Below are 16,099 nucleotides of genomic sequence, written 5' to 3'. Positions count from 1 at the left end.
AAAACTGCGATGCTAGCCGACAAGTCGCGCGGCGGCCAGCGTGGCGGCGTGGCGGCTGCGCTGCTAAGGTCCATGAGCAGCGCAGCGTAGTGGAACGATCGCGGGCCTGGAAGGCTCGTAGCTATGAAGCGCATCAAGAACTGGCACATGTTCGCCGCCATTCAGCGCGGCCACTTCAAGCCGGCCCCAGGGGGGAGACCCATCGCCATGCCTGAAACCTCGACTGCCATCGCCGACATTCATATGCTCGACAGCGGCTACGCGCGCGAAGCCCGTTCCCTGCTGTACCAGGCTTATCGCCACGAGCCGACCTTCGCCTATCTGTTCGAGTCCGAACGCCCGGGTTACGAGCAGCGGGTGCGGGCCACGGTGCGGGAGCTGGTCAAGCAGCACTTTATTCAGGACCTGCCGGCCATTGGCCTGCTGGTCAACGACCGGCTGATCGGCATCGCCCTGATCGCGCCACCCCAGCGTCGCCTGGGCATTACCGAGAGCTGGGCCTGGCGCTTGCGCATGGTGCTCAGTACCGGTTTCCGTTGCACCCGGCGTTACCTGGACTATCACGCGGCAGTGCTGGGTTGCCTGCCCACCGACTCGGTGCACGTCCTGCCATTGCTGGGCGTGCACCCGCAGTTCCAGGGCAGGCATTTCGGTGAGCAGTTGCTGCAGGCGGTGCACAACTGGTGCGCGGTGGACGAGCATTCCCAGGGCGTGGTGCTGGACACCGGCAATCCGCGTTACCTGGCGTTCTATGAGCGCCAGGGTTACGAAGAGATTGGCGAGATCGCTGTCGGTCCGATCCGTGAGCACGTTTTCTTTCACGCCAACCCGCAGGTTCTGCAAAGCGCGACCGGCTGAACAGAACTTTCCTCACATTTGTGCGCTCTATCGGGCTCCCTGCTCGTGATAGCATTCGCGCCTATGAAGTTTTCAGGAAGATTCACCAGCGGCTTGTTGCTGCTGTTCACAAGCTGTGCGGTACTGGCGCAAAGCGAATTGGACGTCAGGGTCAAACCCTCCAACGATGAACTCAAGGCCAATGTGGAAGGCTACATTGGCGGGGTGGGCGATCGCGACGAGGAGGCGCTGCTGCGCTTCAGTCGTGGCGCCGAGGAGCAGGCCCGCAAGGCCGCCCAGGCCCTGGGCTACTACCAGCCGCAGATCAGCAGCGAAGTCAAAGGCGGCGAAAAGCCGCGTTTGGTGCTGAATATCGATCCTGGCGAGCCGGTGCACCTGCGCAACGTCACCATCCGGGTCGACGGCCCAGCGGCCTCCCTCAAGGGCTTTCGTGTGCCCAAAAGTGATCAGCTGAAAAGCGGCGCGGTCCTCAATCACGGTCATTACGAAGACGCCAAGCGGCTGATCCAGAACCAGGCGTCGCGCTACGGCTTTTTCAGCGGGCGTTTCACCCGACAGAAGCTGGCCGTGGACCCCCAGGCCGGGGTGGCGGACATCGAACTGGTGTACGAAAGCGGTCCGCGCTACGCCCTGGGCAAGGTCAGTTTTGCTGGCGATACGCCGTTCGACGAAGACCTGCTGCAACGCATGGTGCCGTTCAAGGCCGGCACGCCCTACGATTCCGAACTGATCGCCGAACTCAACCAGGCGCTGCAATCGAGCGGCTACTTCGAAGGCGTGCGGGTCGACGCGGCGCCGACCGCGGCCGCCGCCGAGGTGATTCCGGTGGCGGTCCAGCTGGAAACCCGCAAGCCGCGCACCATGGGCCTGGGCCTGGGGTTTTCCACCGACGTCGGGCCGCGGGCCAAGGCCAACTGGACCCGGCACTGGGTCAATGCCCAAGGCCACAGCTATGGCTGGGAGGCGGAAATCTCCGCGCCGCGGCAGAACGTCGGCCTGTTCTACGACATACCGCTGGACCCGCCGCTGACCGACAAGCTGCGTTTTGCCGGCGGCTACCAGAACGAAGAAATCTCCAATACCGACACCCTGAGTAAACTGCTCACCCTCGGTCCCGAGTGGCACAGCAAGTTGCCCAGCGGCTGGCAGCGGGTCATCTCGCTGAAGTGGCAGCGCGAGGAATACCGCCTTGGCGACGACTCGGGCCTGAGTACCCTGTTGATGCCCGGCATCAGTTATTCCTACCTGCGCAGCGATAACCGCATCGACCCGCACAATGGCTATCGCCTGCAATTCGACAGCAAGGTGGCCAAGGAAGGGCTGGGCTCGGACACCAACCTGCTGTATGGCACCGTGCTGCTCAAGGGCCTGACCACGGTGTGGGACAACCACCGGTTTCTTGGCCGGGTGCAGTTCGGTGGCAGCGCCACCAACGGTTACAAGAAGGTCCCGCCATCGCTGCGCTTTTTCGCCGGTGGCGATCAGAGCGTGCGTGGTTACGATTACCAGAGCCTGTCGCCGGAGAACTCCGACGGCGACCGGATCGGCGGGCGCTACATGGTGGCCGGCAGCGTCGAGTACCAGTACTCCATCGCGGAAAAATGGCGCCTGGCGACCTTTGTCGACCAGGGCAACTCCTTCGACAAACTTGAACTGCCGAACCTCAAGACCGGGGTCGGCGTCGGTGTGCGCTGGATCTCCCCGGTGGGGCCGATCCGTCTCGACCTGGCCCGTGCGCTGGACGACGACGGCGGCATTCGCTTGCACTTTTCCATGGGGCCAGAGCTGTGAAGCGTGGTTTGAAGATCGCGGCGCTGGCGCTGCTTGTACTGGTGGCGGTGCTGATACTGGCGCTGGCTTCGATACTCGGCACCCAGGCCGGCAGTCGCTGGGCCCTGGGCCTGGTGCCGGGCTTGACGGTGGAGAACTTCGCCGGCCGCCTGGGCGGGCAGTGGAGCGCCGATCACCTGTTGTGGCAGCAAGACAGCAGCCGGGTCGAACTCCAGGCGCCGAAATTCGCCTGGTCGCCGGCGTGCCTGATGCGCATGACCCTGTGCATCGAGCAACTGGACGTGGAGCAGGTCAGCCTGCAATTCCCGCCGGGTGCGGAAGAAGAAAGCAGCGGCCCGATCAGCCTGCCGGATCTGCAACTGCCCCTGGCTATCGAGCTGGGTCAGGTGCGGGTCGGCAGCCTGCAGTTCAATGGCGCCGAGGAGCTCAAGGGCCTGCAACTGGCGGCGCAGTGGACGGCCAAGGGCTTGCAGATCGACTCGGTGAGCCTGCAACGCGACGACCTCAGCCTCAAACTTTCGGGCTTGTTGTCGCCCAGCGGCGACTGGCCATTGAGCGCCACCGGTACCCTGACCCTGCCGGCGCCCGGCAGCGAACCCTGGGCGCTGGCGCTGAAGGTCGACGGCGACCTGTTGAAGACCCTCAAGCTTGCGGCCGACAGCAGCGGTTATCTGCAAGGCCGGTTGAGCGGTGAGCTGCAACCGCTGGCGGAGAACCTGCCGGCCGAGGTGCGGATCACCGCCGATGGCTTCAAGGCCAGCGCCGATCTGCCCGATACCCTGATGCTCAATCAGCTGGAACTGACCGGCAAAGGTGATCTCAAGGCGGGTTACCAACTGCTGGGCAAGGCCACCTTGCCGGCCGAGCAGGGGCCGGTGGCACTGGCGCTGCAAGGCAAGGTCGACGCCAAGGGCGCGCAGATCGCCGCGCTGGACCTGACCGCCAACGACAAGCAAAACCTCAAGTTGACCGGCCAGCTGGACTGGAGCCAGGGCCTGAACGCCGAAGCCAAGCTCGACTGGCTGGATTTCCCCTGGCATCGCCTGTACCCGCTGATCGAAGAACCCGCGGTGGCGGTGCGCCGTTTCAATGCTGAAGTCGCCTACCGCGATGGCAACTACCTGGGCAACTTCAAGGGCGACCTCGATGGCCCGGCGGGGGCGTTCAGCCTCAGCAGCCCGTTCAGCGGCGACCTGACGAAAATCTTCCTGCCCCAGTTCAAGCTGGCGGCCGGCCAGGGCAAGGCCGAAGGCCACCTGAACCTGCAATTCGCCGACGGCATCGCCTGGGATACCGCGCTGGATCTGTCGGCGATCAACCCGGCGTACTGGGTCGCCGAGCTGCCGGGTACGTTAGCTGGACCGCTGCGCAGCCAGGGCGAAATGAAGAACGAGCAACTCAAGCTCAACGCCGACCTCGACCTCAAGGGCAAGTTGCGCGGCCAGCCCGTGGTGCTGCAGGCCAAGGCCGATGGCGCTGGAGAGCAGTGGAACCTGAGCGCCCTGGACATCCGCCTGGGCGACAACCACATCAACGGTTCCGGCCGCCTGCAACAACGCCTGGCCGGGCAGCTCGATATCAAGCTGCCACGCCTTGGCCAGCTGTGGCCCGAGCTGCGTGGCCAGCTCAACGGCCGCCTCGATGTGGCCGGCACCCTGAAGGCGCCGCAGGGCAAGCTCGACCTGCAAGGCCAGCAGTTGGTATTCGCCGACAATCGCCTGCAGAGCCTCAAGCTCGATGCCAACCTGGATAGCGCGCAACGGGCGCGGATCGACCTCAAGGGGGCCGGCATCCAGGTCGGCGAAACCTCGCTGGGGACGCTGACGGCCAGCGGCCAGGGCGATATCAAGAGCCAGAAGTTGCAACTGGACCTGCAAGGCCCGCAGCTCAAGCTGGCGCTGGGCCTGGACGGCAAGCTGGACCAGGGCAACTGGCGCGGACGCCTGGCCAGCGGCGATATCCAGACTGGTGGCCAGGACTGGAGGCTGCAAGCCCCGGCGAAGCTCGAATACCTGGCCGACGGCAAGCTCAATTTCGGCGCCCATTGCTGGGCCAGCGGCGATGCCAGCCTGTGTGGCGAGGATCAGCGGCTGATGCCCGAGCCCAAGTTGCGCTACCACCTCAAGCAGTTCCCGATCGACAGCCTTGCGCAGTGGCTGCCCAAGGACTTCGCCTGGAAGGGCCGGCTCAATGCCGATATCCAGCTGGACGTACCGGCCGGCGGCCCGCAGGGGCGGATCCTGCTGGACGCCAGCGGCGGCACCTTGCGGGTCAAGGAAAAGCAGCAGTGGCTGGACTTCCCGTACCAGACGCTGAAACTCGACACCACCCTCAACCCCAAGCGTATCGACACGCAGCTGGCGTTCAGTGGCGGCAAGCTCGGTGAGCTGATGCTGCAGGCGCAGATCAATCCGTTGCCGAAAAACAAGCCGCTGTCCGGCGAGTTCCGCCTCAGCGGCCTGGACCTGGCGGTGGCGCGGCCGTTCGTGCCGATGGTCGAGAAGCTCGCCGGCACCCTCAATGGCAGCGGGCGCATCTCCGGTGGACTGCTGGCGCCGCAGGTCAACGGCAGCCTGGCGCTCAGCGGTGGCGAAGTCTCCGGTCCCGAATTGCCCATCAGCCTCCAGGACCTGCAATTGCAGGCGCTGATCGCCGGTGAAAATGTGCAGTTGAGCGGTGGCTGGAAGAGCGGCAAGGCCGGGCAGGGCAGCCTGAACGGCAATATCGCCTGGGGCCAGGCGCTGGTGGTGGACCTGAGCCTGAAAGGCTCGCAGCTGCCGGTCACCGTCGAGCCCTATGCGGTGCTGGACGTGGCGCCGGACCTGAAGATCTCGATGAAGGACGACAAGCTGGCGATCGCCGGCAAGGTCCACGTGCCCAAGGGCGAAATCACCGTTCGCGAATTGCCGCCATCGACGGTCAAGGTGTCGGACGACACGGTGATCATCGGCCACCAGACCGAGGAGGGCAAAGCGCCGATGGCCATGGCGATGGACATCGACGTGGTGGTCGGCGAAGACAAGCTCAGCTTCACCGGTTTCGGCCTGACCGCCAACCTGCAAGGCCACGTGCACATCGGCGACAACATGGACACCCGTGGCGAACTGTGGCTCAACGACGGCCGCTACCGCGCCTACGGCCAGCGCCTGACCGTGCGCCGGGCGCGCCTGCTGTTCGCCGGGCCGATCGACCAGCCGTACCTGGACATCGAGGCGATCCGCCAGACCGATGACGTGATCGCCGGGATCCGCCTCAGTGGCAGCGCCGAACAGCCGACCACGCAGATCTTCTCGGAGCCGGCGATGAGCCAGGAACAGGCGCTGTCCTACCTGGTGCTCGGGCGTCCCTTGAGCACCACCGGCGAGGACAACAACATGCTGGCGCAAGCCGCCCTGGGCCTTGGCCTGATGGGCAGCTCGAACATCACCGGCGGGCTGGCCAAGAACCTGGGGATCGAAGACTTCCAGCTCGACACCCAGGGCAGTGGCAACACCACCAGCGTGGTGGCCAGCGGCAATATCTCCGAGCGCCTCAGCCTGCGGTACGGGGTGGGGGTCTTCGAACCGGCCAACACCATCGCCCTGCGCTACAAACTGAGCAAAAAGGTCTACCTGGAAGCGGCCAGCGGCGTCGCCAGCTCGCTGGACATCTTCTACAAGCGCGACTTCTGATAGCGGTCGGCAAGCCCGTCCCCTTTGGCGAGGGGACGGGCTTTCGCCACCCCTCCAACCGGTATTCCTCCCCCCGATTTTCGACGTCAAGGCTTTCCCATTAATTAGCTTGATAGTGAGCATGCTAATTATTGTTTGGATATTGGCTGCCTAGGCAGTAACATCTCGACATACTTTCGCTGCCTAGGCAGCTAACAGGTGGTCAGATGAAGCACTTCACCCCAGACGATTTCCACAATTGCCACCTTGGGCTCTTGCTGGGCCGCGCGGCCCTGCTCAAGGACCGGATCATCGACACCCACATGGAACCCCACGGCATCACCGCCGCGCAGTTCAAGGTGCTGATCATCATGGCCCAGTTCGGCGTCGACACCCCGGCCGAGCTGTGCCGCTACCTGTCCCTCGACAGCGGTTCCATGACCCGCATGCTCGATCGCCTGGAGCAGAAGGACTTCCTCGCCCGCCAACGTTCGGAGCACGACCGCCGCCAGGTGCGCCTGGTGCTCACCGAGGAGGGCCAGAAGCTCGCCGACTGCCTGCCGCACATCGGCGCCAACGCCATGAACGAACTGGCGGGCGCCATCACCCCCGAAGAGTTGAAAACCCTGGAACAGATCCTCAAGAAAATTTTGCTGGCGGCCGGTGACCCGATCACCGTGTTGCGGGTAGGTGATAAGTAAATGAGCAGTAAAACCTTGCGTACCCGTTTCAGCCTGGTACTGCTGGCCATGAGCCTGGCCGGATGTGCCAACTACAGCGGCCTGACAACCGAAGGGGTGAGCCTCGATGCCAAATCCCTCAAGGCCGGACAATCCCTGAGTGGCGTGACCCTGTCGCCGGCGGCCTGGCCGAAGAGCGACTGGTGGAAGAGCCTGGGCGATCCACAGCTCGATGGCCTGATCCGCGAAGCCCTGCACGACAGCCCCGACATGCAGATCGCCAGCGCCCGCGCGCACCAGGCCAGCGCGGCGGCCTATGCCGCGGATGCGGCACGCATGCCGACCCTGGATGCCAGCGGCAGTGTCAGCCGCTCGCGCCTGTCTCGCTCGCAGGACCCGAGGGGGCAGGGCGACAACTACAGCACCCTGCGCAGCCTGACGGGCACCTTCAATTACACCTTCGACCTCTGGGGCGGCCAGCGCGATACCTGGGAAGCCGCCCTGGGCCAGGCGCGCGCCGCCGAGATCGATCGCCAGGCCGCGCAACTGACCCTGGCCGCCGACGTGGCCCGGGCCTACAGCGACCTGGGGCAGGCGCATATCGTCCATGACCTGGCCACTGAAGACCTCAAGCGCACCCGGCAGATGCTCGAGCTGAGCCAGAAGCGCCTGAGCTCGGGCATCGACAGCCAGTATCAGTACCAGCAGACCGAAAGCCTGGAGGCCAGCTCCGAAGCCAGCCTGATCGACGCCGAGAAAAACCTGCAGAGCGCCAAGATCGCCCTGGCGGTATTGCTCGGCAAAGGCCCCGACCGGGGCAACGAAATCGCCCGGCCGAAAGTCCTCCAGGCCAGCGCGGTGGCGTTGCCATCGGTGCTGCCGGCGGAACTGCTGGGCCGCCGTCCGGACCTGGTGGCCGCGCGCTGGCGGGTCGAGGCGGCGAGCAAGAGCATCGACGCCGGCAAGACCAACTTCTACCCCAACCTCAACCTGAGCGCTGCCGCCGGCACTCAAGCGTTGCTGGGGGATGCGATGTTCGGATCGGCCAGCCGCTTCTTCAACATCGCCCCGACCGTGTCGCTGCCGATCTTCGACGGTGGCCGCCTGCGCGCCGACCTGGATGCCCGGGACGCCGACTACGACCTGGCCGTGGCGCAGTACAACAAGAGCCTGGTGAATGCCCTGGGGGATGTCAGCGACACCATTTTCCAGCTGCGTGACATCGGTCGGCAGATCGCCGCCCAGCAACACGCCACCGACATCGCCCAGGACTCCTACGACACCGTGGTCCAGCGCTACGGCTCGGGGATCGGCAATTACCTGGACGTGCTCAGCATCGAGCAGCAATTACTGCAGGCCCAGCGTCAGCTGGCGACCCTGAATGCCCAGCAGATCGACCTGTCGATCCAGCTGATGCAAGCCCTGGGCGGTGGTTTCCAGACCGACAATCTGGCCGCGGCCACCCCGACCCCAGCCTCGCGCAATCAATAATTCAAGGTACTCATCATGGCCACTGTCGAAACCAACAACGCTCCTGAAAATACGCCGGACAGCGCCAACCCGCGCAAACGCAAGGTCATGCTGCTGGGCCTGGTGGCGCTGATCGCCCTGGGCGGGCTGGGGGTCTTTGCCTGGTATGAACTCTACGGACGCTGGAATGAAAGCACCGACGACGCCTATGTGAACGGCAACGTGGTGGAAATCACCCCGCTGGTCACCGGCACGGTGGTCAGCATCGGCGCCGACGATGGCGACCTGGTTCATGAAGGCCAGGTGCTGATCAACTTCGACCCCAACGATGCCGAGGTCGGCCTGCAAAGCGCCGAGGCCAACCTGGCCCGCACCGTGCGCCAGGTGCGCGGTTTGTACAGCAACGTCGACGGCATGCGCGCCCAGGTGGCGGCGCAGAAGGCCGAAGTGCAGAAAGCCCAGGACAACTTCAACCGTCGCCGGACCCTCGCCACCAGCGGGGCGATTTCCCAGGAAGAACTGTCCCACGCCCGCGATGACCTGACCTCGGCGCAGAACGCCCTGGCCAATGCCCAGCAGCAGCTCAACACCACCAACGCGCTGGTGGACGACACCGTGGTCTCCAACCATCCGGACGTGCAGTCGGCCGCCGCGCAACTGCGCCAGGCCTACCTGACCAACGCCCGCAGCACGCTGATCGCCCCGGTGACCGGTTATGTCGCCAAGCGCACCGTGCAACTGGGCCAGCGGGTACAGCCGGGCACCGCGTTGATGGCGGTGATCCCCCTGGACCAGCTGTGGATCGACGCCAACTTCAAGGAAACCCAGCTGCGTGACATGCGCATCGGCCAGCCAGTGGACATCGAGGCCGATATCTACGGCAGCGAGGTCAAGTACAGCGGCACCATCGACAGCCTGGGCGCCGGTACCGGCAGCGCCTTCGCCCTGTTGCCGGCGCAGAACGCCACCGGCAACTGGATCAAGATCGTGCAGCGGGTGCCGGTGCGCATCCACGTGAATGCCGAAGAACTGGCCAGGCACCCACTGCGGGTCGGCCTGTCGACGGTGGTCAACGTCGACCTGCACGACCAGAGCGGCCCGGTGCTGGCCCAGCAATCGCCACAAAAGGCGTCGTTCAGTACCAACGTCTACGACCGCCAGTTGAGCGAGGCCGATGCCCTGATCGCCCGCCTGATCCACGACAACAGCGCCGCCATCGGCAAGACCGCGCAGCGTTGATTCGCCGATCCCTCTGCTGCGGCCGTTAGCGGCCGCGGCGCCAGCCTCGCTTCATAGGATTCGCGATGAGCAATAACGCCTCTTTCACGCCGCCCAGCCTGTTGCTCAGCACCATCGGCCTGTCGCTGGCGACCTTCATGCAGGTGCTCGACACCACCATCGCCAACGTGGCCTTGCCGACCATCTCCGGCAACCTCGGGGTGAGTTCGGAGCAGGGCACCTGGGTGATCACCTCGTTTGCCGTGAGCAACGCCATCGCCTTGCCGCTGACCGGCTGGCTGAGCCGGCGTTTCGGCGAAGTGAAGCTGTTTATCTGGGCCACCCTGCTGTTCGTGCTGGCCTCGTTCCTCTGCGGGATTTCCACTTCCATGCCCGAGCTGGTGGGCTTTCGGGTGCTGCAAGGGGTGGTGGCCGGGCCGTTGTACCCGATGACCCAGACCCTGTTGATCGCGGTCTACCCGCCAGCGAAAAGGGGCATGGCCCTGGCGCTGCTGGCGATGGTCACGGTGGTGGCGCCGATTGCCGGGCCGATTCTCGGCGGCTGGATCACCGACAGTTACAGCTGGCCGTGGATCTTCTTCATCAACGTACCGATCGGCCTGTTCGCCGCCTGGGTGGTCAAGCAACAGCTGAAGGCACGGCCGGTGGTGACCAGTCGCCAGCCGATGGACTACATCGGCCTGCTGAGCCTGATCGTCGGTGTCGGCGCCTTGCAGATCGTGCTCGACAAGGGCAACGACCTGGACTGGTTCGAATCCAATTTCATCATTATCGGTACGCTGATTTCGGTGATTGCCCTGGCGGTGTTCGTGATCTGGGAAATGACCGACCGCCATCCGGTGGTCAACCTGCGGCTGTTCGCCCACCGCAACTTCCGCATCGGCACCATCGTGCTGGTGGGCGGTTATGCCGGCTTCTTCGGCATCAACCTGATCCTGCCGCAGTGGTTGCAGACCCAGATGGGCTATACCGCGACCTGGGCCGGCCTGGCGGTGGCGCCGATCGGTATCCTGCCGGTGCTGATGTCGCCTTTCGTCGGCAAGTACGCGCACAAGTTCGACCTGCGCTTGCTGGCCGGGCTGGCGTTCCTGGCGATCGGCCTGAGCTGCTTCATGCGCGCCGGGTTCACCAACGAAGTGGACTTCCAGCACATCGCCCTGGTGCAGCTGTTCATGGGCATCGGCGTGGCGCTGTTCTTCATGCCGACCCTGAGCATCCTGATGTCGGACCTGCCACCGCACCAGATCGCCGATGGCGCCGGCCTGGCCACCTTCCTGCGGACCCTCGGTGGCAGCTTCGCCGCTTCGCTGACCACCTGGATCTGGATCCGCCGGGCGAACGAGCACCATGCCTACATGAGTGAACACATCAGCACCTTCGAGCCGGCCACCCGCGATGCCCTGGGCACCCTGGGCGGTGCCAGCAACCAGGCCTACGCGCAGCTGGACCAGGTGCTGACCGGCCAGGCGTACATGATGTCCACCGTGGACTACTTCACGCTGCTGGGCTGGAGCTTCATGGGCCTGATTCTGCTGGTGTGGCTGGCCAAGCCGCCGTTCACGGCCAAGGCCGGGCCGGCGTCGGCGGGGCATTGATATCGCGGTGGGGCAGAGGCGTTATCGCGAGCAAGCTCGCTCCTACAAAAAGGTACGTCCCTCTGTAGGAGCGAGCTTGCTCGCGATAGAACGTGCAGCGTTCGCCTGGAAGGCCCCGGAAGACCCTCCGGGCCTTATCGCAGCCTGCGGCAGCGGCTACAGGCTCGAGCGGGGCAACGCCAACGGCGACGGGACGAAGTCGAAAGCTGCCAGCTGGAAGCCCTGTTCATCCACCTGCAAGGCCCAGCCCTGGCGGTCCCAGTCGCCCAGCACGATGCGCTTGGCGGCCTGGTCGCCGATCTGCAACTTGTGGATGGCCGGGCGGTGGGTGTGGCCGTGGACCAGGGTCCGCACTTTGAACTCCTGCATGATCCGCGGCACTTCGTCCGGGGTCACGTCGACGATGTCGTTGGCCTTCATGCGGGTTTGCGCGCGGCTTTCGTTGCGCAGCTTGCGCGCCAGCTTGTGCCGGGTGCGCAGCGGCAGGTGCCTGAGGATCCACAGCGAAACCGGGTTGCGCAGGTAGCGGCGCATGCGCATATAGGCTTCGTCACGGGTGCACAGGCTGTCGCCGTGCATCAGCAGCACCGGCTCGCCGTAGAAGTCGACCACGCTCGGGTCCTTGAGCAGGGTCGCGCCCGCGGCCTTGCAGAAGGCCTTGCCGAGCATGAAGTCGCGGTTGCCATGCATCAGGAAAACCTGCGTGCCGCTGTCGCTGAGCTCGCGCAGTGCCTGGCAAATGGAAAGCTGGTAGGGGGTCATGGCGTCGTCGCCGATCCAGACCTCGAAGAAATCTCCCAGGATGTACAGCGCTTGCGCCGAGCGGGCACGCCCGCCCAGTAAATCCAGAAACGCCCGGGTAATGTCCGGGCGTTCCTCTTCCAGATGCAAATCTGAAATCAGCAGTATCACTCAACGATCTCGGCTTTCTCGATGATCACGTCTTCTGCCGGTACGTCCTGGTGGCCGGCCTTCATGGTGGTGGCCACGCCTTTGATCTTGTCGACCACTTCGGTGCCGGCGACCACTTTGCCGAATACCGCGTAGCCCCAGCCCTGGACGGTCTTGCCGCTGTGGTTGAGGAAGCTGTTGTCGGCGACGTTGATGAAGAACTGCGCGGAAGCCGAATGCGGCTCCATGGTGCGGGCCATGGCGACGGTGTACTTGTCGTTGGAAAGACCGTTGTCGGCTTCGTTCTGGATGCTTGGACGCTTGTCTTTCTTCTCTTTCATGCCTGGCTCGAAACCGCCGCCCTGGATCATGAAGTTACCGATGACGCGGTGGAATACGGTGTTTTCGTAATGACCGGCTTTAACGTATTCGACGAAGTTGGCCACGGTGACCGGGGCTTTCTCGGCGTTCAGTTCCAGCACGATGTCGCCGTGGTTGGTGGTCAGTTTGACTTGAGTCATGATCGGTACTCTTTATAAGGAGGAGCGTTTTCAAGGAATTCCCGGGTTCCGGGAGGCGGGCCTGGGGCCCGCGGGTCGGAACCGCGCTGGCAAAAATCCGCCAAGGTGCGCAGTTTAGCGTGCCGGGCGTGAAATTCGAGGCTGTTTTTTCATTTGCGACGGATTAATCGCGGCAGATTTAAAGCCCGCTCTGTCAGGGGCTTGACCGCATCGGCTATGATATCCGTTTTGATTTATCAGGCCGCACCGGCCGCGCACTTGTACGTTCAAGGATCCTATGAGCAAGCCCACTGTCGACCCTACCTCGAATTCCAAGACCGGACCGGCCGTGCCGGTCAACTTCCTGCGCCCGATCATCCAGGCGGACCTGGACTCGGGTAAGCACACACAGATCGTGACCCGCTTCCCGCCGGAGCCCAACGGCTACCTGCACATCGGTCACGCCAAGTCGATCTGCGTGAACTTCGGGCTGGCCCAGGAATTCGGCGGCGTCACCCACCTGCGCTTCGACGACACCAACCCGGCCAAGGAAGACCAGGAATACATCGATGCCATCGAAAGCGACGTCAAGTGGCTGGGCTTCGAGTGGGCCGGTGAAGTGCGCTACGCCTCGCAATACTTCGACCAGTTGCACGAATGGGCGGTGGAGCTGATCAAGGCGGGCAAGGCCTATGTCGACGACCTGACCCCCGAGCAGGCCAAGGAATACCGTGGCAGCCTGACCGAACCGGGCAAGAACAGCCCGTTCCGCGACCGTTCGGTGGAAGAGAACCTGGACCTGTTCGCCCGCATGAAGGCGGGTGAATTCCCGGATGGCGCACGCGTGCTGCGGGCCAAGATCGACATGGCCTCGCCGAACATGAACCTGCGCGACCCGATCATGTACCGCATCCGCCATGCGCATCACCACCAGACCGGCGACAAGTGGTGCATCTACCCGAACTACGACTTCACCCACGGCCAGTCGGACGCCATCGAAGGCATTACCCACTCGATCTGCACCCTGGAGTTCGAAAGCCACCGTCCGCTGTACGAGTGGTTCCTCGAGAACCTGCCGGTGCCGGCGCAGCCGCGCCAATACGAGTTCAGCCGCCTGAACCTGAACTACACCATCACCAGCAAGCGCAAGCTCAAGCAACTGGTGGACGAGAAGCACGTCAACGGCTGGGACGACCCGCGCATGTCGACCCTGTCGGGCTTCCGGCGTCGTGGCTACACGCCGAAATCCATCCGCAACTTCTGCGAGATGGTCGGCACCAACCGTTCCGACGGCGTGGTGGACTTCGGCATGCTCGAATTCAGCATCCGTGACGACCTCGACCACAGCGCCCCGCGCGCCATGTGCGTGCTGCGTCCGCTGAAGGTGGTGATCACCAACTACCCGGAAGGCCAGGTCGAGAACCTCGAACTGCCGCGCCACCCGAAAGAAGACATGGGAGTGCGGGTACTGCCGTTCGCCCGTGAAATCTACATCGACCGCGACGACTTCATGGAAGAGCCGCCAAAGGGCTACAAGCGCCTGGAGCCGGCCGGCGAAGTGCGCCTGCGCGGCAGCTACGTGATCCGCGCCGACGAGGCGATCAAGGATGCCGACGGCAACATCGTCGAGCTGCGTTGCTCGTACGATCCGGACACCCTGGGCAAGAACCCGGAAGGCCGCAAGGTCAAGGGCGTGATCCACTGGGTGCCGGCCGCCGCCAGCGTCGAGTGCGAAGTGCGCCTGTACGACCGTCTGTTCCGTTCGCCGAACCCGGAGAAGGCCGAAGACAGCGCAAGTTTCCTGGACAACATCAACCCTGACTCCCTGCAGGTCCTCACTGGTTGTCGTGCCGAACCCTCGCTGGGCAACGCACAGCCGGAAGACCGTTTCCAGTTCGAGCGCGAAGGTTACTTCTGCGCGGATATCAAGGACTCGAAACCGGGCGCACCGGTATTCAACCGTACCGTGACCCTGCGCGACTCCTGGGGTCAGTGATCAGTTAAGGAACTCCTTGTGCTAACGATCTACAACACGCTCACCAAGAGCAAAGAAGTCTTCAAGCCGCTCGATGGCAACAAGGTGCGCATGTACGTGTGCGGCATGACCGTGTACGACTACTGCCACCTGGGCCACGGTCGCAGCATGGTCGCCTTCGACCTGGTGACCCGCTGGCTGCGTTTCAGCGGTTACGACCTGACCTATGTGCGCAACATCACCGACATCGACGACAAGATCATCAATCGGGCCAACGAGAACGGCGAGTCGTTCGAAGCGCTGACCGAGCGCATGATCACGGCGATGCACGAAGACGAAGCGCGCCTGAACATCAAGAAGCCGGACATGGAGCCGCGTGCCACCGACCATATTGCCGGCATGCACGCGATGATCCAGACCCTGATCGACAAGGGCTACGCCTACGCGCCGGGCAACGGCGACGTGTACTACCGCGTGGCCAAGTTCATGGGTTACGGCAAGCTGTCGCGCAAGAAGATCGAAGACTTGCGCATTGGCGCGCGCATCGAAGTCGACGAGTCGAAACAGGACCCGCTGGACTTCGTGCTGTGGAAAGCCGCCAAACCGGGCGAGCCGAGCTGGGAATCGCCATGGGGCGCCGGGCGTCCGGGCTGGCACATCGAATGCTCGGTGATGTCGACCTGCTGCCTGGGCGAGACCTTCGACATTCACGGCGGCGGCAGCGACCTCGAGTTCCCGCACCATGAAAACGAGATCGCCCAGAGCGAGGCGGCCACCGGCAAGACCTACGCCAATGCCTGGATGCACTGCGGCATGATCCGCATCAATGGCGAGAAGATGTCCAAGTCCTTGAACAACTTCTTCACCATTCGCGACGTGCTCGACAAGTACCATCCGGAAGTGGTGCGTTACCTGCTGGTGTCGAGCCACTACCGCAGCGCGATCAACTACTCGGAAGACAACCTCAAGGACGCCAAGGGCGCCCTGGAGCGTTTCTACCACGCCCTCAAGGGCCTGCCGAGCGTGCCGGCCGCCGGTGGCGAAGCCTTCGTCGAGCGTTTCACCGAGGTGATGAACGACGACTTCGGCACCCCGGAAGCCTGTGCGGTGCTGTTCGAGATGGTGCGCGAGATCAACCGTCTGCGTGAGAGCGATCTCAATGCGGCGGCCGGTCTGGCGGCGCGCCTGCGGGAACTGGCGGATGTGCTGGGTGTGCTGCAACTGGAAGCCGACGACTTCCTGCAGGCCGGTGCCGCCGGCCGGGTCGACGCGGCGCAGGTCGAATCGCTGATCCAGGCGCGCCTGGCGGCCCGTGCCAACAAGGACTGGGCCGAGTCCGACCGCATCCGCGACCAGATCACCGCCATGGGCGTGGTGCTGGAAGACGGCAAGGGTGGGACTACTTGGCGTCTGGCTGACTGATCGCGGTACTGGCTACAAACAGAAACCC

The 16,099-nt window shown here is 64.1% G+C and carries 11 protein-coding genes; 9 read left to right on the top strand and 2 right to left on the bottom strand.

Going from position 1 to position 16,099, the window contains the following annotated elements:
- The first annotated feature begins 207 nt into the window (after positions 1-207).
- The 7 genes from DK261_RS09750 (at position 208) to DK261_RS09720 (ending at position 11,283) form a co-directional block, all read left to right on the top strand.
- The gene (locus DK261_RS09750) at positions 208-858 is read left to right on the top strand and encodes an N-acetyltransferase (protein WP_009049809.1); all 651 of its coding nucleotides are present in this window, start codon (positions 208-210) and stop codon (positions 856-858) included.
- Between the two features lie 63 nt (positions 859-921).
- A complete protein-coding gene (locus DK261_RS09745; protein ID WP_110175647.1) occupies positions 922-2,649 on the top strand; it encodes an autotransporter assembly complex family protein in 1,728 nt (575 codons plus the stop codon).
- Positions 2,646-6,320, top strand: coding sequence for a translocation/assembly module TamB domain-containing protein (locus DK261_RS09740; RefSeq protein ID WP_009049807.1), 3,675 nt, complete (start codon positions 2,646-2,648; stop codon positions 6,318-6,320). Before DK261_RS09745 ends, DK261_RS09740 begins: the two co-directional genes overlap by 4 nt.
- 206 nt (positions 6,321-6,526) lie before the next feature.
- Positions 6,527-7,000 (top strand): MarR family winged helix-turn-helix transcriptional regulator, encoded by a 474-nt coding sequence (locus DK261_RS09735; RefSeq protein WP_009049806.1) that lies wholly within the window; start codon positions 6,527-6,529, stop codon positions 6,998-7,000.
- The gene (locus DK261_RS09730; protein WP_110175646.1) at positions 7,001-8,470 is read left to right on the top strand and encodes an efflux transporter outer membrane subunit; all 1,470 of its coding nucleotides are present in this window, start codon (positions 7,001-7,003) and stop codon (positions 8,468-8,470) included.
- A 15-nt stretch (positions 8,471-8,485) separates the two neighbouring features.
- The gene (locus tag DK261_RS09725; RefSeq protein WP_110175645.1) at positions 8,486-9,688 is read left to right on the top strand and encodes an efflux RND transporter periplasmic adaptor subunit; all 1,203 of its coding nucleotides are present in this window, start codon (positions 8,486-8,488) and stop codon (positions 9,686-9,688) included.
- 65 nt (positions 9,689-9,753) lie between these two features.
- A complete protein-coding gene (locus DK261_RS09720) occupies positions 9,754-11,283 on the top strand; it encodes a DHA2 family efflux MFS transporter permease subunit (protein WP_110175644.1) in 1,530 nt (509 codons plus the stop codon).
- Positions 11,284-11,439: 156 nt separating this feature from the next.
- On the opposite strand, the gene lpxH is transcribed toward DK261_RS09720, so the two are convergent.
- On the bottom strand, positions 11,440-12,195 hold the full coding sequence (lpxH, locus tag DK261_RS09715; RefSeq protein ID WP_038633659.1) for a UDP-2,3-diacylglucosamine diphosphatase: 756 nt from the start codon (positions 12,193-12,195) through the stop codon (positions 11,440-11,442).
- Positions 12,192-12,695 carry a peptidylprolyl isomerase gene (locus DK261_RS09710; RefSeq protein WP_007929634.1) on the bottom strand — a complete coding sequence of 168 codons (504 nt, stop codon included), beginning with the start codon at positions 12,693-12,695 and terminating at the stop codon, positions 12,192-12,194. The genes lpxH and DK261_RS09710 overlap by 4 nt, the downstream gene beginning before the upstream one ends.
- A 277-nt stretch (positions 12,696-12,972) precedes the next feature.
- Here DK261_RS09710 and DK261_RS09705 point away from each other — a divergent pair, with 277 nt between their 5' ends.
- Both DK261_RS09705 and cysS read left to right on the top strand, forming a co-directional pair.
- Complete coding sequence (locus DK261_RS09705) at positions 12,973-14,670, top strand: glutamine--tRNA ligase/YqeY domain fusion protein (RefSeq protein WP_009049801.1); 1,698 nt, start codon at positions 12,973-12,975, stop codon at positions 14,668-14,670.
- An 18-nt stretch (positions 14,671-14,688) separates the two neighbouring features.
- Positions 14,689-16,071, top strand: a complete 1,383-nt coding sequence (cysS, locus tag DK261_RS09700) for a cysteine--tRNA ligase (RefSeq protein WP_009049800.1) — start codon at positions 14,689-14,691, stop codon at positions 16,069-16,071.
- Positions 16,072-16,099: the final 28 nt, after the last annotated feature.

The organism is Pseudomonas sp. RW409, from assembly GCF_003184125.1.
GTDB classification, from domain to species: domain Bacteria; phylum Pseudomonadota; class Gammaproteobacteria; order Pseudomonadales; family Pseudomonadaceae; genus Aquipseudomonas; species Aquipseudomonas chlororaphis_I.
Note: the sequence above shows the minus strand (reverse complement) of the source record. Positions and strands in the feature narration are given on the sequence as shown.

Excerpts from the sequence above, each read along its gene's own strand:
- DK261_RS09750 (WP_009049809.1), top strand. The coding sequence starts at position 208 with ATGCCTGAAACCTCGACTGCCATCGCCGACATTCATATGCTCGACAGC.
- DK261_RS09745 (WP_110175647.1), top strand. The coding sequence starts at position 922 with ATGAAGTTTTCAGGAAGATTCACCAGCGGCTTGTTGCTGCTGTTCACA.
- DK261_RS09735 (WP_009049806.1), top strand. The coding sequence starts at position 6,527 with ATGAAGCACTTCACCCCAGACGATTTCCACAATTGCCACCTTGGGCTC.
- DK261_RS09730 (WP_110175646.1), top strand. The coding sequence starts at position 7,001 with ATGAGCAGTAAAACCTTGCGTACCCGTTTCAGCCTGGTACTGCTGGCC.
- DK261_RS09725 (WP_110175645.1), top strand. The coding sequence starts at position 8,486 with ATGGCCACTGTCGAAACCAACAACGCTCCTGAAAATACGCCGGACAGC.
- DK261_RS09720 (WP_110175644.1), top strand. The coding sequence starts at position 9,754 with ATGAGCAATAACGCCTCTTTCACGCCGCCCAGCCTGTTGCTCAGCACC.
- DK261_RS09710 (WP_007929634.1), bottom strand. The coding sequence starts at position 12,695 with ATGACTCAAGTCAAACTGACCACCAACCACGGCGACATCGTGCTGGAA.
- DK261_RS09705 (WP_009049801.1), top strand. The coding sequence starts at position 12,973 with ATGAGCAAGCCCACTGTCGACCCTACCTCGAATTCCAAGACCGGACCG.